Origin of the sequence: Devosia sp. MC521 (genome assembly GCF_014127105.1) — a bacterium.
GTDB lineage: Bacteria > Pseudomonadota > Alphaproteobacteria > Rhizobiales > Devosiaceae > Devosia.
This window is the reverse complement of the sequence record NZ_CP059902.1, coordinates 462250-477526: the sequence shown is the minus strand read 5'-3', so window position 1 is coordinate 477526 and position 15277 is coordinate 462250. Positions and strand designations below refer to the sequence as shown.

At 59.9% G+C, this 15277-nt stretch carries 12 protein-coding genes; 3 read left to right on the top strand and 9 right to left on the bottom strand.

Annotated elements, in window-relative coordinates; all coding sequences use genetic code 11:
- Positions 1–79 precede the first annotated feature (79 nt).
- Both H4N61_RS02290 and mutL read right to left on the bottom strand, forming a co-directional pair.
- Positions 80–1627: a VOC family protein gene (locus H4N61_RS02290; protein ID WP_182394830.1), complete on the bottom strand. Its 1548-nt coding sequence runs from the start codon at positions 1625–1627 to the stop codon at positions 80–82.
- A 170-nt stretch (positions 1628–1797) separates the two neighbouring features.
- Entirely contained in the window at positions 1798–3702 is a 1905-nt protein-coding gene (gene mutL / locus H4N61_RS02285; RefSeq protein ID WP_182394829.1) for a DNA mismatch repair endonuclease MutL, read from the bottom strand.
- Positions 3703–3947: 245 nt separating this feature from the next.
- Here mutL and H4N61_RS02280 point away from each other — a divergent pair, with 245 nt between their 5' ends.
- The 3 genes from H4N61_RS02280 (at position 3948) to H4N61_RS02270 (ending at position 7091) form a co-directional block, all read left to right on the top strand.
- Positions 3948–5549 (top strand): alpha/beta-hydrolase family protein, encoded by a 1602-nt coding sequence (locus H4N61_RS02280; RefSeq protein WP_248306026.1) that lies wholly within the window; start codon positions 3948–3950, stop codon positions 5547–5549.
- A gap of 20 nt (positions 5550–5569) precedes the next feature.
- Entirely contained in the window at positions 5570–6004 is a 435-nt protein-coding gene (locus H4N61_RS02275; protein WP_169195930.1) for a nucleoside deaminase, read from the top strand.
- Between the two features lie 118 nt (positions 6005–6122).
- Positions 6123–7091 carry an NAD(P)-dependent alcohol dehydrogenase gene (locus tag H4N61_RS02270; RefSeq protein WP_169195849.1) on the top strand — a complete coding sequence of 323 codons (969 nt, stop codon included), beginning with the start codon at positions 6123–6125 and terminating at the stop codon, positions 7089–7091.
- 1 nt (position 7092) lies between these two features.
- Here H4N61_RS02270 and H4N61_RS02265 read toward each other — a convergent pair whose 3' ends face one another.
- From H4N61_RS02265 to pgl, 7 genes are all read right to left on the bottom strand, one after another.
- Complete coding sequence (locus H4N61_RS02265) at positions 7093–7974, bottom strand: patatin-like phospholipase family protein (RefSeq protein WP_169195848.1); 882 nt, start codon at positions 7972–7974, stop codon at positions 7093–7095.
- A gap of 142 nt (positions 7975–8116) precedes the next feature.
- Positions 8117–9391 (bottom strand): phosphoribosylamine--glycine ligase, encoded by a 1275-nt coding sequence (gene purD, locus H4N61_RS02260; protein ID WP_182394828.1) that lies wholly within the window; start codon positions 9389–9391, stop codon positions 8117–8119.
- A gap of 64 nt (positions 9392–9455) precedes the next feature.
- Positions 9456–10823, bottom strand: a complete 1368-nt coding sequence (locus tag H4N61_RS02255; RefSeq protein ID WP_169195846.1) for a glutamate--cysteine ligase — start codon at positions 10821–10823, stop codon at positions 9456–9458.
- Between the two features lie 72 nt (positions 10824–10895).
- Positions 10896–11645, bottom strand: a complete 750-nt coding sequence (locus H4N61_RS02250; RefSeq protein ID WP_169195845.1) for a 16S rRNA (uracil(1498)-N(3))-methyltransferase — start codon at positions 11643–11645, stop codon at positions 10896–10898.
- 167 nt (positions 11646–11812) lie between these two features.
- Positions 11813–12349, bottom strand: coding sequence for a spermidine N1-acetyltransferase (gene speG / locus H4N61_RS02245; protein ID WP_182394827.1), 537 nt, complete (start codon positions 12347–12349; stop codon positions 11813–11815).
- Positions 12350–12644: 295 nt separating this feature from the next.
- The gene (gene edd, locus H4N61_RS02240; protein ID WP_169195843.1) at positions 12645–14459 is read right to left on the bottom strand and encodes a phosphogluconate dehydratase; all 1815 of its coding nucleotides are present in this window, start codon (positions 14457–14459) and stop codon (positions 12645–12647) included.
- A gap of 121 nt (positions 14460–14580) precedes the next feature.
- A complete protein-coding gene (pgl, locus tag H4N61_RS02235) occupies positions 14581–15276 on the bottom strand; it encodes a 6-phosphogluconolactonase (protein ID WP_248306025.1) in 696 nt (231 codons plus the stop codon).
- Position 15277: the final 1 nt, after the last annotated feature.

Below are 15277 nucleotides of genomic sequence, written 5' to 3'. Positions count from 1 at the left end.
TGTTTCGGACGGGGTGTGGATTGGGGGAAGTTCTGCCGCAGCCCTCGGGGGTGACCCGAGGGTTGCGGGCTTGGGGCGGCTAAGCGGCGGTGTTGGAGAGCCAAGTGCTAATGGCGGGCGCGTCTTCGGGCCCGAGGTCATGACCGCCGTTGACGATGTTTACGGTGACTTGCGCGCCGCGGTCCATCATGACACTTGCCAGTTTTTCGCCCTGTGCGCGGAAAGCGTCGGTCTCACCCAAGACAATCAACACAGAAACACCGGCCAAATCACTGTCTGGCAGCTCTGAGAGCACCATGACTGGGCGAATGAGAACCGCACGCTGCACAAGGCCGGGGTGGAGCAGCATAGCCGAGCTTAAAAGATTGGCGCCATTGGAATAGCCCAAAGCCACAAAGTGCTTTTCATCAAAGGCATAGGCCTTTTTGGCTTCTTCAAAGAAGGCCTCGAGCGCGCCGGATTCAAAGCGCACATCCTGCTGATCAAAGATCGAGGGACCAAAGCTGCGGAACCAGCGTTGCACGCCGCTTTCCGTGCTGCGACCACGAATGCCAAGCAGCGTCGCTTCGGGGGCGGCGCGATGGGCCAAAGGCATCAGGTCGGCTTCATTGCCACCCGTGCCATGCATGAGGGCGATGGCCATGCCATCGGCATTTTCAGGGGTAAAGATTCGGTGGGTGTAGATGAGGTCCCGATAGACCACGCGGTCTTCGCCCGGCAGACCAAACTGGGGCAGCATGACCTTTACCCCTTCCGGATCACTGGTGTCGGGCGGCACAAAGAGCGTTCGCCCAAGCTTTTCAAGGCTCTCGTCAGTGGTAAAGCCGGGGCCGTCGCTGGCCATTTCGATCAATGTTCCGCCCGGCTCGCGCACATAGAGCGAGGTGAAATAATTGCGGTCATGGACATTGGTGATGCTGGAATTGAGCTTGCGCAGCTCCTTTTCCACCGCCAGCACTTCGTCGGCATCGACAGCGCGGACCGCGACGTGATCAGCGGTTCCAGCACCCGCGACGCCGGGCCAGAAGCCAGAGGCGTCACGAATATCGAGCACATCGCCAATGTCGGAGGTCATGCGCACGATGGGGCCTTCGCGCCCGGCAGTCTTGAAGCCGAAATACTGGCTCATGAAGGCAGTGGTTTCTTCCTGAACGTCGGAGAGCATGGTGACGCCACGAATGCGGCGCACCGCGTGTTCGCTCGGAATATCGCCAACAGGCATATCGAGAGCGGGCAGATCAGCGCTGACCAGTTTCACCATCACCCCGTCCGGATCGCGCATGCGCAGAACCGTTTCGCCGAACTCCTGGCCCGTGCCTTCAACTTTGACGCCAAACAAGAGCGCGCGCTCGATCCAGAAGCCAATTGAGCCTTGCGACACGGCAAGTGCCATTTCGCTCACCTGCCCCGCGCCAGCCTGGCCCTTAGAGCCACCTTCCCAAGCAAGGAAAGTGATCAACGATCCGGGATTGGCGGCATAATCGCCGTAAAAGAGATGGAGCTGGGTGGCATCTTCATATCCGCCCGTGCGCTTCACCAGCCTCAGCCCGAGAAAACCGACATAAAAATCCACATTGGGCTGTATGGCGGCGGTGATCAGGGTGACGTGGTGAATGCCTGAAGTCATGCGCGGCTCCTAAATGTCCTACAGCGATAACGATAAAGCCTGAATGATAGATGCATCAATTCAGCAGCGGGAGGGGAGCACCGAATATTGGGGCAGGAAGTGTAGAGCCCTCGGGTCGAGCCCGAGGGTGACGGCTGGTGGGATGGAACGGTTCAGCGGCCGTACGCTTCTTATCGGCTGCGGCCGAAGAGGCGTTCGATGTCGTTTTTCTTGAGTTCGACATAGGTCGGGCGACCATGGATGCACTGGCCTGAGTGTGGCGTCGCTTCCATGTCGCGCAGCAGAGCGTTCATTTCATCGACGCGCAAACGACGCCCGGACCGTACTGAGCCGTGGCAGGCCATGCGGGCGATGATCTCTTCCATGCGGTCGGTGAGAGCGGCAGTGCTCTCCCATTCGGCGAGGCCATCGGCCAGATCTTGCACCAGCCCATGGACATCGGAATTGCCCAAAATGGCGGGTGTTTCGCGCACTGCAATGGCCCTTGGGCCAAAACGGTCGAGATAAAGCCCGAATTTTTCGAGCTGTTCGGACACCTCTTCAAGGCGCTGGCAGTCTTCCTCGGGCAGCTCGACAATGACCGGGATAAGCTGGGCTTGGCTCGCCACAGGACCGGACGCCATTTGCGCTTTAAAGCGCTCATAAACGAGGCGCTCGTGAGCCGCGTGCTGATCGACCAGCAAGAGGCCGGTGTCGTTTTGGGCGATGATGTAATTGTCAAACATCTGCGCCCGCGCGGTGCCGAGCGGAAATTCCTGGGCAGGCGGGGCCTCGGCAACGACCGTTTCAACGCGTGCGCTGGGGGCGGTGAAGCCGGAGAGAGCGCCGGGTTTGCCATCATAATTGAGCGGGGCGCGACCATCGTCCTTGCGGAAGAAGGAGCCGCCGGTGGCCGCATAAGTATAGGCTGGGGAGCGGCCAGCACCGAAGCCGGGGCTGGCATAATTGGTGGGGCGCGCGCCAAAATCCAAGGCGGGCATAGCGGGCGCGGCAAGGCCATCGCCCAGCGCATTGGGTGCGGAGAGTTCGGGTGCGGTGAACGCGCCTAAAATATCATCGGCAACGCTGGAGGAGGCTTTAAAGCCCGCTGCGGCAAGCGCCGCGCCAATGCCATTGATGACGGCGCTGCGCACCGCGCCTTGATCGCGGAAGCGAAGCTCGGCTTTGGCGGGGTGGACGTTGACATCCACCTCACCGGGATCAATGGCGATATAGAGGGCAATGACGGGGAAGCGATCGCGGAAGACATAGTCGGCGAAAGCGGCGCGCACGGCACCGACCAAGACCTTGTCCTTCACCGAACGACCGTTGACGAAGTAGAATTGGGAGAGCGAATTGGCGCGCGTATAGGTCGGCAGACCGGCCATGCCGGCAACGACCACACCATGGCGAGCCGAGGCCAGTTGCACAGCGTTTTCAACGAAATCGGCGCCCATCACCTGGCTGAGACGGCCCGCGAGCGCGCCTTCGCTGGAAAGGGCTGGCCAGTTCAGCGTCTGACGATCCGCGCCCTCGAGGATGAAATGGATTTCGGGATTGGCCATGGCCAGCCGCTTCATCACATCGGTGATGGCAGCGGTCTCTGACCGGGCAGTTTTGAGGAATTTGCGACGGGCCGGGACATTGGCGAAAATGTCCTTCACCTCGATCACCGTGCCACGGTTCATCGCCTTGGGCACAGGGCCGCTGCGTCGACCGTTATCGACGACGATTTCGAGCCCACTTTCGGCATCAGCCGGGCGCGAGGCGACAGAGAGGCGCGCGATGGAGCCGATTGAGGCCAGCGCTTCACCGCGGAAACCCATGGTGCAGATATCGTCGAGATCGTCACTCGCCAGCTTTGAGGTGGCATGCCGCTCGACCGACAGCAACAAATCGGCCTTGTCCATGCCATGACCATCATCGGTGATGCGGATGAGGTCCATGCCGCCATTGGCGGTGGTGACAGTGATGCGGCGCGAACCAGCGTCGATGGAGTTTTCAACCAACTCCTTCACAACGCTTGCAGGGCGTTCGACCACCTCACCGGCGGCGATACGATTGATGAGGTCTTCGGGTAGCTGGCGAATGGACAAGAGCGATTCTCCTTAGCCCAATTATAGGGGAGCCAGACCCGGCTGCCGACCCCTGCTGCGCCCCCTCGCCTATCGATGTTCACGACGTCGGCCACTTCAGCATTGACCCCAGCATCGTCTCGGGTTCTGCTAGCCCCATGAGCAATGGGCTGCGTCGGGCGTTCACGGACTGGGGACGCCGGTTAAATAGTTTTTGGGATGCGCTGGCAGTCCACCTGTCTCCGCCCGGCATGTTGGTCGGCGCGATGTTTTTTGCCGCCTCACTGACACCATCACTGCTGCCGCGATCCGAAGTTGCGCAAGGCGTGCTGTCGGGGGCGTGTTTTGCCGTTGGCTATGGCTTTGGCAATCTTATCCATTGGTTCTGGGGCTTTCTGGGGCTGCGAGTGCCGCCCGGCCGGATCACCCGTGTTTTGGGTATTACCGCTGCGCTGGGGTGCATCGCGCTGGTGCTGATCGCACTCTATTGGACGACCGGCTGGCAGAACTCGGTCCGCGCCGTCATGGGCCTGCCGGAGGTGGACGAATATCAGCCCCTCATCATCGCCCTCGTCGCAGCGCCCGTATCCATCGCCTTTCTGGTGGTTGGAAAAGCATTGGTCACACTCATTCGTCTGGTCTGGTCCTGGCTGATGCCGCACATGCCACGGCGGGTGGCCTTGGTCCTGTCGATCACGCTCGTCGGTCTGGTCGTGACTTTGCTGTTCAACAATCTGGTTTGGCGCGCTGCCTTGCGCGGTGCTGAGCGATTTTATGAGCAACTCGACGCGGTGATTTCGACCGATGCTGCGCCGCCAGCTGAGTGGCATCAAACGGGGTCCCCGCAGTCGCTGATTGAATGGGAAACCATTGGTCGCGACAGTCGTCGCTATCTCTTGGATCACAAGAGCGCCGAGGACATCACGCAAGTGACCGGCCGGCCAGCGATTGAACCACTGCGCACCTATGTCGGTCTGCGGTCAGCGCCCAATGTCGAGGCGCGGGTGCAATTGGCACTCGACGAGCTCAAGCGGATCGGAGCCTTTGACCGCGCCGCTTTGGTCCTTGCTATGCCGGTGGGAACGGGCTGGGTGGACCCTGCCGCGATTGATACGTTGGAGTATCTTTTCCACGGCGATGTCGCGACGGTTGCTGTGCAATATTCCTATCTCCCCAGCGTGCTCTCGCTGCTAATCGAGCCCGAATATGGTGCGGAAACGGCCAGTGCATTGTTTAGCGCCGTCTATCAATATTGGACGACGCTGCCCAAAACCTCTCGGCCCAAGCTCTATCTGCACGGGCTCAGCCTTGGCGCAATCGCCTCACAAAACGCCACGACCGTTTATGATGTTTTGGGCGACCCGTTTGATGGCGCGCTGTGGGCGGGACCACCGTTTTCGAGCCCGATCTGGAAACATGCGACGGACTTCCGCCTTGCGGGGACACCGCAGTGGCTGCCAAAGTTTGGCAATAGCTCGGCCGTGCGCTTCATGAACCAATCGCGCCCCGAAGACTGGGACGATACGCCATGGGGGCCGATGCGGATTGTGTTCCTGCAATACGCCTCCGATCCGATTGTGTTCTTCAATTTTGACACCGATTGGACGCGGCCTGATTGGCTGAGCCAACCCACCGGGCCCGATGTTTCCCCTGCGCTGAACTGGTATCCGATCGTCACCTTCCTACAGCTGGCGGTGGATGCGGCTCTGGCGCAAACTGCGCCCGTGGGGTACGGACACGTTTATTCGCCGCACGACTACATTGACGCCTGGGTGGCGGTCACCGATCCGCCGGGATGGGACGCCCAGTCCATCAATGCGCTCAAAGCGGCGATCAATATTGACGATTATCACCCGAGCAATCAGTGACTGAGACGACCTTAAAACCTATGGAGCTTGCTCTGTCGCTGGCCGAAGAGGCTGCAGCACTGGGGGAAGCGCCTGTCGGTGCGGTGGTTGTCGAGGGGACGCGCATTCTGGCTGCAGAACGCAATCGCATGCAGGCGCTGAAGGACCCAACAGCCCATGCCGAGTTTCTGGCCATTCGCACGGCCCTGGCTGTTCGCGGCACGGGGCGGCTCGATGGATGCGATCTCTATGTGACGCTGGAACCCTGCGCCATGTGCGCCGGGGCCATCGCCCACGCCCGAGTGCGGCGCGTCTATTATGCGGCTGAGGATGTGAAGGCCGGTGCTGTCGAAAACGGCGTACGCCTCTTTGATCAGCCAACCTGCCACCATAGACCCGAAGTTATTTCGGGCCTATCGGCGGAGCGCGCAGAAAATATGTTGATAAGCTTCTTTCGAAAACTACGTACTTCGTAGTTGAATCATCGCGTTAGGCTGCGAGCTCTGCTCTTTGGCAGTAAATTCTGATTTCACGCCGGAAAATATAGAATAAGACTAGCGAAACAATCCCAAGACATTTTGAGGGTGGTGCGGTGTGAAGGCATATGTCGCGCGTCGATACGGCGGGCCGAATGTTCTGAGCCTTGAGGATGTTACCAAACCAGAACCGGCCTCGGACGAGGTTTTGGTCCGCATCATCGCCAGCTCCGTCAACTCGGGAGATGTTCGGGTGCGCGGCTTTGATATCCCCAAAGGGATGCGCACGATGGCCCGGCTCGCCTTAGGCTGGTCCGGCCCCCGCCAGCCGATTATGGGCACGGAATTTTCAGGCGTCGTTGAGGCCGTAGGTGCAGAGGTCAGCCGCTTTCAGGTGGGGGACCGTGTATTCGGTTTCCCCGGTGGCAAGATGGGCGCTCATGCCGAGTTCATCGCTATGCCCGCCAATGGCCGTATCGCCAAGCTGCCCGCTGGTCTGAGTTTTGAACAAGGCGCGGCGCTGTGCTTTGGCGGTTCAACGGCGCTGCACTTTCTGCGTCAGGCCAAGCTCCGTCCCGGCGAGAGCATACTGATTATTGGGGCAACGGGCACTGTTGGCCATGCCTTGGCGCAATTGGCCCAGCATCGTGGCGCGCGTGTGAGCGCTGTGACCAGTACGGGCAATATCGATCTGCTCAGTGAGCGGAAGTTCGACCGGGTGATCGACTATAAAATCACCCCGCTCGCCGGTCTTAATCTGGGGTTTGATATTATCGCGGACTGCGCTGATGCCTTGGATTTCAAGTCCGCCCAGCGCTTGCTCAAGCCCAAGGGGCGCTATTTGTCGGTCGCGGGTACGCTCAAGGAAATGCTCGCCGCGCTTGTCCCCGGCCCTCACGGCACCAAGATGATCGCAGGGCCTGCGGCCGAGCGCGTGGAAGACATTTCCCTTCTCGCTGAGCTTGCAGAAAAGGGGCATTTTACGCCCCTCATCGACACCATCGTTCCGTTCCCGCAATTGCCCGATGCACATGCGCGGGCGCAATCCAAGCAGAAGCGCGGAACAGTTGTGGTGATGCACCAATAGGCTATGAGCGCGGAGCGGGTTGTGCCGCCTCCAAGCGTCCCTGAATATAGTCTTCGATGCGCTGGGCCAGCAGCCGCTTGAAGCGGTCCTTCTCGCCTTCGACGCTGGCCAGAATATCCTTCACCCGCCAATATTCCATCGCGCCAAAGCTGGCGACCTTGGGGCGGATATACATGTCTGGCGGATAGGCGGCGATCATATGAGCAGTGAGCGAGTGCATCATGATCGAGGCCGAACCAAACCACATATCAATCGCGCCAAAATCGGTTCGATTGAGCCCTTCGGATGGATCGCCGACGACATCGATGCCGATGGTGAAGTCGCTGTCCAAATCGACTTGGTCGAGCGGCAGAGGATTGACCACGCCGCCATCCACCAACATATGTCCGGCATGCAGCACCGGCTTGAAGAGGCTGGGGATGGCAATCGATCCGGCAATTGCGGGTTGTAAGAGGCCCTGGGCAAACACCACTTGGTGCCAGCTGCGAAAATCCGTGGCGACGACACGCAGGGGGATTTTCAGCTCATGAAAGCTTGTCGGGAAATGCTCGGGCAAGAAAGCCTCGACGACATGCATGCCGTCGAGCTGAGTGGGAATGCCTTGCTTGAAGAGGCTCCCCAATCCGCGCACCTGGGTTGACCACAGGCGCCCAGCGATGATCCGCATGGTTCCCAAGACCTTGATGGAATGCTCGCGCAGCTCTTGCCCGGTCATTCCCGAAGCCCAGCCAGCGCCGATGAGCGCGCCAATGGAGGTGCCAGCGATGACACTCGGTTTGAGCCCAAGCTCATCCATCGCCTCAATATAGGGAATATGCGTCAGCCCACGGGCCGAACCACCGCCGAGCGCAATGCCAATGCGTGGGCCACCAGAAAACACCATTTGGCTCCGCTCCTTCTCTCCGGCGCGCAGAGCTTGGGCGTAAGCCAATCCTCGAAGGTGACGAGGTGTGAGGTCAGAACCCGTCTGCGCTCGGTTCGTGTCCGAACGCGCCGAGCTTACTGAGGGCGGGTTGAGAAAGGGTTCAGTTGCCTTCGCGGGCAATCTCACGCCAGCCAATGTCGCGGCGGGCGAAGCCTTCTGGCCAAGAAATGGCATCCACACCGGCATATGCACGCTTCTGCGCCTCGCTCACCGTACCACCGAGAGCGGTGACATTGAGCACTCGCCCCCCATTGGCCAATAAACGGGTGCCATCGCGCTTTGTTCCGGCGTGGAAGACCATCAAATTGTCAGTGTCGAGCCCTTCAGCGCCAAAGATCTCGCTGCCCTTGTGATAGTCGCCGGGATAGCCCTTGGTCGCCATGATCACGGTCAGCGCATATTGGTCGTGCCACTCGACATCCTTGCCTGCCAGTGTGCCGGTGGCGACAGCGTAGAGCAGCGGAACAATGTCGCTCTTCATGCGCATCATCAGCACTTGCGTTTCCGGATCGCCAAAGCGCGCGTTGTATTCGACAAGCTTGGGACCATCGGCTGTGAGCATCAACCCGGCATAGAGCACACCAGCATAGGGCGTGCCGCGCTGCGCCATGCCGCGTACGGTCGGCTCAATGATGGTTTTCATGACCTCGTCATAAACTTCGCGGGTCATGACGGGCGCTGGCGAATACGCGCCCATGCCGCCCGTGTTCGGGCCAACATCGCCATCAAAGGCGCGCTTGTGATCCTGCGCCGTGGTCAGCGGCAAGATCGCTTCGCCGTCGCAGAGAACAAAGAGGCTGACCTCCTCGCCTTCCATAAAGTCTTCGATGACGACGCTTGCGCCCGATGCGCCAAAGGCGCCGGAGAAGCAATCAATAACTGCTTCTTCTGCATCTTCCACATTCATGGCGACAGTGACGCCCTTGCCAGCGGCCAGGCCATCAGCCTTGATCACAATGGGGGCGCCAGCGGTGTAGAGATAGGCCAGCGCGCTGGCTTCATCTTCAAAGCGGGCATAGCCAGCGGTGGGAATATCGAACTCGTCGCAGAGGGCTTTGGTAAAACCCTTAGAGCCTTCGAGCTGGCCCGCTTCTTTCGAGGGGCAGAAGCAGGCGATCCCCGCGGCGCGCACATCGTCGCCGAGACCGGCGACCACTTGTGCGTCGGGGCCGACGACGACGAAATCAATGTTTTGGTCTTTGGCCGCAGCGATGACCGCGGCATGGTCGGTGACGTCGATGGAAAGATTGGTGGCGACGCCATCTGTTCCGCCATTGCCCGGCGCAACAAAGACCGCCTCGACCTCTGGCGACTGCGCGATCTTCCAAGCGAGCGCATGTTCACGACCACCGGAACCAATGACCAAAACGCGCATACTCGCCTCCATCGCTAATGTATGGAGGCGTATGGACGAGACGGAGCTTTAGGGCAAGAGCTTCCTAAAGCTCAGCGGCCTTGAAGATGGGGGTGATGTCGCCGTTCCATTCGTTGTGGAAGCGGTCGAGCCACACTTCGGCCGGGCTCTTTCCGCTGCGTACGGTTTCTTCGAGCGGTGCAATGTGGATGCTTTCGTCTTCGCCCTTGGCGTTGAGACGATTGCGGCGCGCAAGTCCCGCCGAAGCGATGCCCACAGCTTGTGCTGCGATATCGAACAGGGTTGAGCGATCAAACGGCGTGTTCAGCCCCAGACGCGGGACTTCGGAGCGCAGATATTCGCGCTCTTCATGCGTCCAGTTTTTGACCAGCTCCCACGCGGCTTCGAGCGAGGTTTCGTCATAAAGCAGGCCCGTCCAGAAGGCGGAGAGCGCCACCACATGGCGTTCGTCGCCCATGTCAGCGCCGCGCATTTCGAGGAACTGCTTCATCCGCACTTCGGGGAAAATGGTCGAGAGGTGATCTTCCCAATCGCCAATGGTTGGCTTTTCGCCCGGCAGCTGCGGCAGCGCACCATCGAGGAAAGCGCGGAAGCTTTCGCCCGCAACATTGATGTACTTGCCGTCGCGAATGACGAAGTACATCGGGACGTCGAGCGCATAATCGGCATATTGCTCGAACCCAAAGCCTTCTTCAAAGGCGAAGGGGAGCATGCCGGTGCGGTCATTATCGGTGTTGAGCCAGATGTGGCTGCGGAAGCTGAGGAAGCCACTGTCCTTGCCATCGACGAAGGGCGAATTGGCAAAGAGCGCGGTCGCAATCGGCTGCAGCGCAACCGAGACGCGCAGCTTCTTGACCATGTCGGCTTCGCTCGAAAAATCGAGATTGGTCTGCACTGTGGCCGAGCGGTACATCATCGATGTCCCGAGCGTGCCCGTGCGGCCCATATAGTCGGTCATGATGCCGTAGCGCGACTTTGGCATGGCCTTGATCTGCTCGACGGACCACAGTGGGGTTACGCCGAGGCCGAGGAAGTGAATGCCCAGCTCACCGGCCACCTTTTTGGAAATGGCCATGTGTTGCGCCAGTTCATCGGCGGTCTGGTGAATGGTTTCGAGTGGCGCACCCGACAGCTCAAACTGACCACCCGGCTCAAGCGACACGCCGCCAGCGCCTGCGGTATTGCTCAGGCCAATGGCGTTTTCGCCATCATAGAAGGGCGTCCAGCCGGTTTCCTTGGCCACGCCCTCAAGCAGAGCCTTGATCCCGCGGTCACCGGCATAAGGGACCGAATCCAGCGGATTGGTATAGAAGACGTGCTTTTCGTGCTCGGTGCCAATGCGCCACTGATCTGCGGGTTTGCACCCGCGCGACATTGCCTCGATGAGGTCGTTACGCGATTCAATCAGCGGAGTGGTTTTGGCGCCGGCCATATAGTCCTCGAAGCTTGCAACCATAAAGTGCGCGGCGAACATAACCACCGCAAGGCGGAAAGCAATCGCCTTTTATCGCCAATCACCGATGGTCGCTTGGATAACCGCCATTGCAGCCACCGCCGCCGTATCCGCGCGCAGGATGCGAGGACCTAGGCTAATCGGCCTAACATATTCTAATGAGCGCAGTTTTTCGCGCTCTGCGTCCGAGAACCCACCCTCCGGACCGACGATCAGGCCAAATTTTTGGCCTGCAATATTTGTCAGTTGCTGAACAGGGGAAGACGATGCTTCGCCCTCATCGGCAAAAATCAGAATGCGGTCGCCGTGTACCTCGCCCCAAGTTTCGATCAGTCGCGTCAACGTCACTTCAGGCGCAATTTCAGGCACATTGAGAACCTCGCATTGCTCGGCAGCTTCAATGGCATTGGCGGAAAGGCGTTCCATCTTCAGGCGATGGACTTGCGTATATTCGGTCATCACCGGCTGGATGGTGCTCGCGCCCATCTCCACCGCTTTTTGGATGACATAATCGAGACGCTCATTTTTGAGCGGCGCGAAGCCATACCAGAAGTCGGTTGCTGGGGACTGCGGGGCGATCTGCTCGACGGTTTGCAGGATCACATGCTTTTTTGAATCGGATGTGAGACGGCAAAGCCAAGCGCCGTCGCGACCGTTAAAGAGCACCACCTCGTCGCCCACGGATTTGCGCAGGACAGCCGCGAGGTAAAGGGACTGGTCCTTGTTCATCTCGACGCTCGCACCAAGCGTTAGATCGTTGGCGACAAACACGCGCTGCAATTGTGCAAATGACCGGGGCATAGTCTTACTCTCTCAACTCTGCCCCACATATCCGCGCTCCTCGGCTGGGGTGCAAGAGCTGATCGGCACCTTTGATGGTCCAATCGTCACGAGGGGGCTTGCGGGGTTTAGCCGCCCCGCCCCGGCCCCTCCCCGTCGCGGGGGAGGCAGGAGGGACGGTGTGTGTCCTAGGCCTTTTCTGAGGCTAGGCTCTTGAGGTGATCGGCTTGGAATAGGCACATGCGTAGGACGGTTCGGTATTCACCGTGCACGAAAAACTCGTCTTTCAACTCGCCCTCGATGATGAAGCCGAGTTTTTGATAGATGTGGAGCGCGCGGGCGTTGTCCTTGTCGACGACGAGATAGAGCTTGTGCAGGTTTAGGACCGCAAAGCCGTATTCGAGCGCTGCGCGGGCCGCTTTTCCCGCATAGCCTTTGCCCTGATGATCGGGGGCGACGATGATCTGGAATTCGGCGCGGCGATGAATGTGGTTTATTTCCACCAGCTCTACGAGGCCGACGGGCGTACCCGCGTCTTCGGCGACAAAACGGCGTTCGGTTTGATCGTGAATGTGGTCTTCGTAAAGACCCAGCAGCTCGTCAAAAGTTTCAAACGGCTCTTCAAACCAATAGCGCATGACGGTGGCATTGTTGTCGAGGCTGTGCACGAAGCGCAGATCCTCGCGTTCCAGCGGACGCAGGCGAAAGCTATCGGGGGCAGACATGAAGGCTCCAAAACTGATTTGGAGAGGAACGACGTAAGGGCGGGTTTTGATCCGGGGGGCGTTACCGCCACCTAACCTCACCCTGGTAGGGGGAGGGATTGGACCGAGTGTGCCGCCGCTGCGTAGCACCGTAGGGCGAGGTAGATGGAGGGATGCAATCACCCCACCCCGGCCTTCCCACTCAAGGGGAGGGAGAAGAAGGGTCTTCACCTGAGAAGGCGATTTTGGCTCCAAAGGGAAAGGCATAAAAAAGGCCCCGGTGGGGGCCTTTTTGCATTCATGTTATAAATCGGGCTTAGCTGAAGACGCTGGCGCCGTGGTCGGCGGCGCCGACGAGGGCGCGGAAGCCGGCGAAGAGTTCGCGGCCGGTGCCCCAGTGTTCATTGGTCAAATCTTCCGAGGCCGAAGGACGGGCGTCGAATTCGACCTGGTCGCCAAGGAAGGTCAGCGTGCCCGCTTCAGCGTCGAGGCGGATCAAATCGCCGTCGCGGATTTTGGCAATCGGCCCCCCCTGCATGGCTTCTGGGGTCATGTGGATGGCGGCTGGGACCTTGCCCGAGGCGCCGGACATGCGGCCGTCTGTAACCAAAGCAACCTTGAAGCCGCGATCCTGAAGGATGGCGAGGGCTGGGGTGAGCTTATGCAGCTCGGGCATGCCCATGGCCTTGGGACCGGAGAAGCGAACGACGGCGATCACATCGCCGGTCAGCTCGCCGGCCTTGAACGCGTCCTGCATGGCCTGTTGGCCGTGGAAGACGCGCGCGCGGGCTTCAACGATGCGGTGTTCAGGCTTAACAGCCGACACCTTGATGACGGAACGACCGAGATTGCCGGTGAGAAGCTTTAAGCCACCAGAGGTCTGGAATGGGGTTTTGACCGAGGTCAGAACCTTTGGCAGCGCGCTTTCATCGGGAGCGGGCGTGTGGGCTAGCTTGTCCTCGATAAGCTTGGCTTCAACGCCATAGCCCGAAAGGCCCGTGCCCCAGACGGTTTTGACGTCTTCGTGCAGATAGCCATCGGAGAGCAGTTCCTTGATGAGGAAGCCCATGCCGCCAGCCGCATTGAAATGGTTCACGTCGGCCACGCCATTTGGATAGACGCGCGCCAGAAGCGGGGTCGCATCCGAAAGGTCGCTCATATCGTCCCAAGTGACCTTCAGACCGGCAGCGGCAGCAATGGCGATGATGTGCATGGTGTGGTTGGTCGAACCACCGGTCGCATGCAGGCCAACCATAGCGTTGACGATGGCCTTCTCATCGACGATGTGACCGATTGGCGTGTAATTATTGCCCTGATCGGTGAGCGAGAGGGCGCGGCGCGTCGCTTCGCGGGTCAGCGCATCGCGCAGCGGCGTACCGGGATTGATGAAGCTTGCGCCTGGCAGGTGCAGGCCCATGATTTCCATGAGCATCTGGTTTGAGTTCGCCGTGCCGTAGAAGGTGCAGGTGCCTGCCGAGTGGTAGGACTTGCTTTCAGCTTCCAAGAGTTCAGCGCGGCCGACCTTGCCTTCCATGAAGAGCTGACGCACGCGGCTCTTGTCTTCATTGGGCAGGCCCGATGGCATGGGGCCAGCAGGAACAAACACGGCGGGCAAGTGACCAAAGGTCAGTGCGCCGACCATGAGGCCGGGAACGATCTTGTCGCAAATGCCGAGATAGACGGCGGCGTCGAACATATTGTGCGAGAGCGCAATAGCGGTCGACATGGCGATGACGTCTCGCGAGAAGAGCGAGAGGTCCATGCCAGCGTAACCCTGGGTAACGCCATCGCACATGGCCGGAACGCCACCGGCAACCTGTGCGGTTGCGCCGATTTCGCGGGCCGCTTCTTTGATGATGTCTGGGTAGAATTGGTAAGGCTGATGGGCACTCAGCATATCATTGTAGCTGGTGACGATGCCCAAATTGAGTGTCTTGCTGCCCGCTAGAGCTGCTTTTTCTGCCGGAGTACAGGCGGCAAAAGCATGTGCGAGGTTGCCACAACCGAGATGGGCACGGTGGACGGATGTCTCACGCTGCGCTTCGAGGCGGTTGAGGTATTCCCGGCGCGAATCACGGCTGCGCGCGGCAATACGGTCGGTCACGTCCTGGATAGCCTGACGGACACTCATTTGGATCTCCATAGCTCGCAAGGACGCGCCAAAGGGGGGCCGCTGGCGCGGATGGGCCTTGCATCAAAAGACTGGCAGCCTCAAACGGCCAGAGCGGTCGATTGGGGACCGCTCCAGGAGTTTATGGACACCAGTAAACAGAGAGTGGCGCGCCGGAGCGCAGCACAGCCCGGACTGGCATATCGGCCACCGGACCATCGGCCAGCGCAGCCTCAAGCACGTCAGCCTTTTCCTGCCCTTCAATGTGCAGATAGAGGCAATCGGTCTTGAGCAGACGCGGCAGAGTAAAGGTAATGCGGCTTTCGCCTGCGCCCGGAGCGCGGATCGAGAGGGTTGGGCCCTCTTGGGTCAGCGCTGCGTCGAGCGTGTCGCCGCCAGGGAAGAAGCTGGCGGTGTGACCGTCGCTCCCCATGCCCAGAATGACGGCGGCAAAAGTGTCCGGCAGCGCCGACAACAGCGCGTTGGTCTTGGCGACCTGCGCATCAGTCGGCTCATCGCCACCAGAATAAAGCGGCAAGAAACGAGCGACCGCCGCCGGGCCCTGCAGCATCTTCTCGTTGACGAGAAGCGCGTTGGAGCGATCGGAGGTTTCATCAACCCAGCGTTCGTCAACCAAGGTGACGGTGACCTTGTCCCATTCGATGTCTTTGGTCTTGCCCAAAACCTGGAAGAACTTTCCAGGCGTTGAGCCACCGGAGACAGCGATTGCCGCACTGCCACGGGTGGCAATGGACTGGCGAATGCGGTCAGCCACCGCCTCGGCCAATTCTTTGGCCAAGGTGGGCTTATCGGCGAAGCTGCGACGGTCGATAGTCAAG

What these genes read in the sequence shown, in the direction of transcription:
- H4N61_RS02275 (WP_169195930.1), top strand. Translation starts at nt 5,570, where the DNA reads ATGGAGCTTGCTCTGTCGCTGGCCGAAGAGGCTGCAGCACTGGGGGAA.
- H4N61_RS02265 (WP_169195848.1), bottom strand. Translation starts at nt 7,974, where the DNA reads ATGGTGTTTTCTGGTGGCCCACGCATTGGCATTGCGCTCGGCGGTGGT.
- H4N61_RS02290 (WP_182394830.1), bottom strand. Translation starts at nt 1,627, where the DNA reads ATGACTTCAGGCATTCACCACGTCACCCTGATCACCGCCGCCATACAG.
- H4N61_RS02280 (WP_248306026.1), top strand. Translation starts at nt 3,948, where the DNA reads ATGTTTTTTGCCGCCTCACTGACACCATCACTGCTGCCGCGATCCGAA.
- H4N61_RS02250 (WP_169195845.1), bottom strand. Translation starts at nt 11,645, where the DNA reads ATGCCCCGGTCATTTGCACAATTGCAGCGCGTGTTTGTCGCCAACGAT.
- edd (WP_169195843.1), bottom strand. Translation starts at nt 14,459, where the DNA reads ATGAGTGTCCGTCAGGCTATCCAGGACGTGACCGACCGTATTGCCGCG.
- H4N61_RS02255 (WP_169195846.1), bottom strand. Translation starts at nt 10,823, where the DNA reads ATGGCCGGCGCCAAAACCACTCCGCTGATTGAATCGCGTAACGACCTC.
- purD (WP_182394828.1), bottom strand. Translation starts at nt 9,391, where the DNA reads ATGCGCGTTTTGGTCATTGGTTCCGGTGGTCGTGAACATGCGCTCGCT.
- speG (WP_182394827.1), bottom strand. Translation starts at nt 12,349, where the DNA reads ATGTCTGCCCCCGATAGCTTTCGCCTGCGTCCGCTGGAACGCGAGGAT.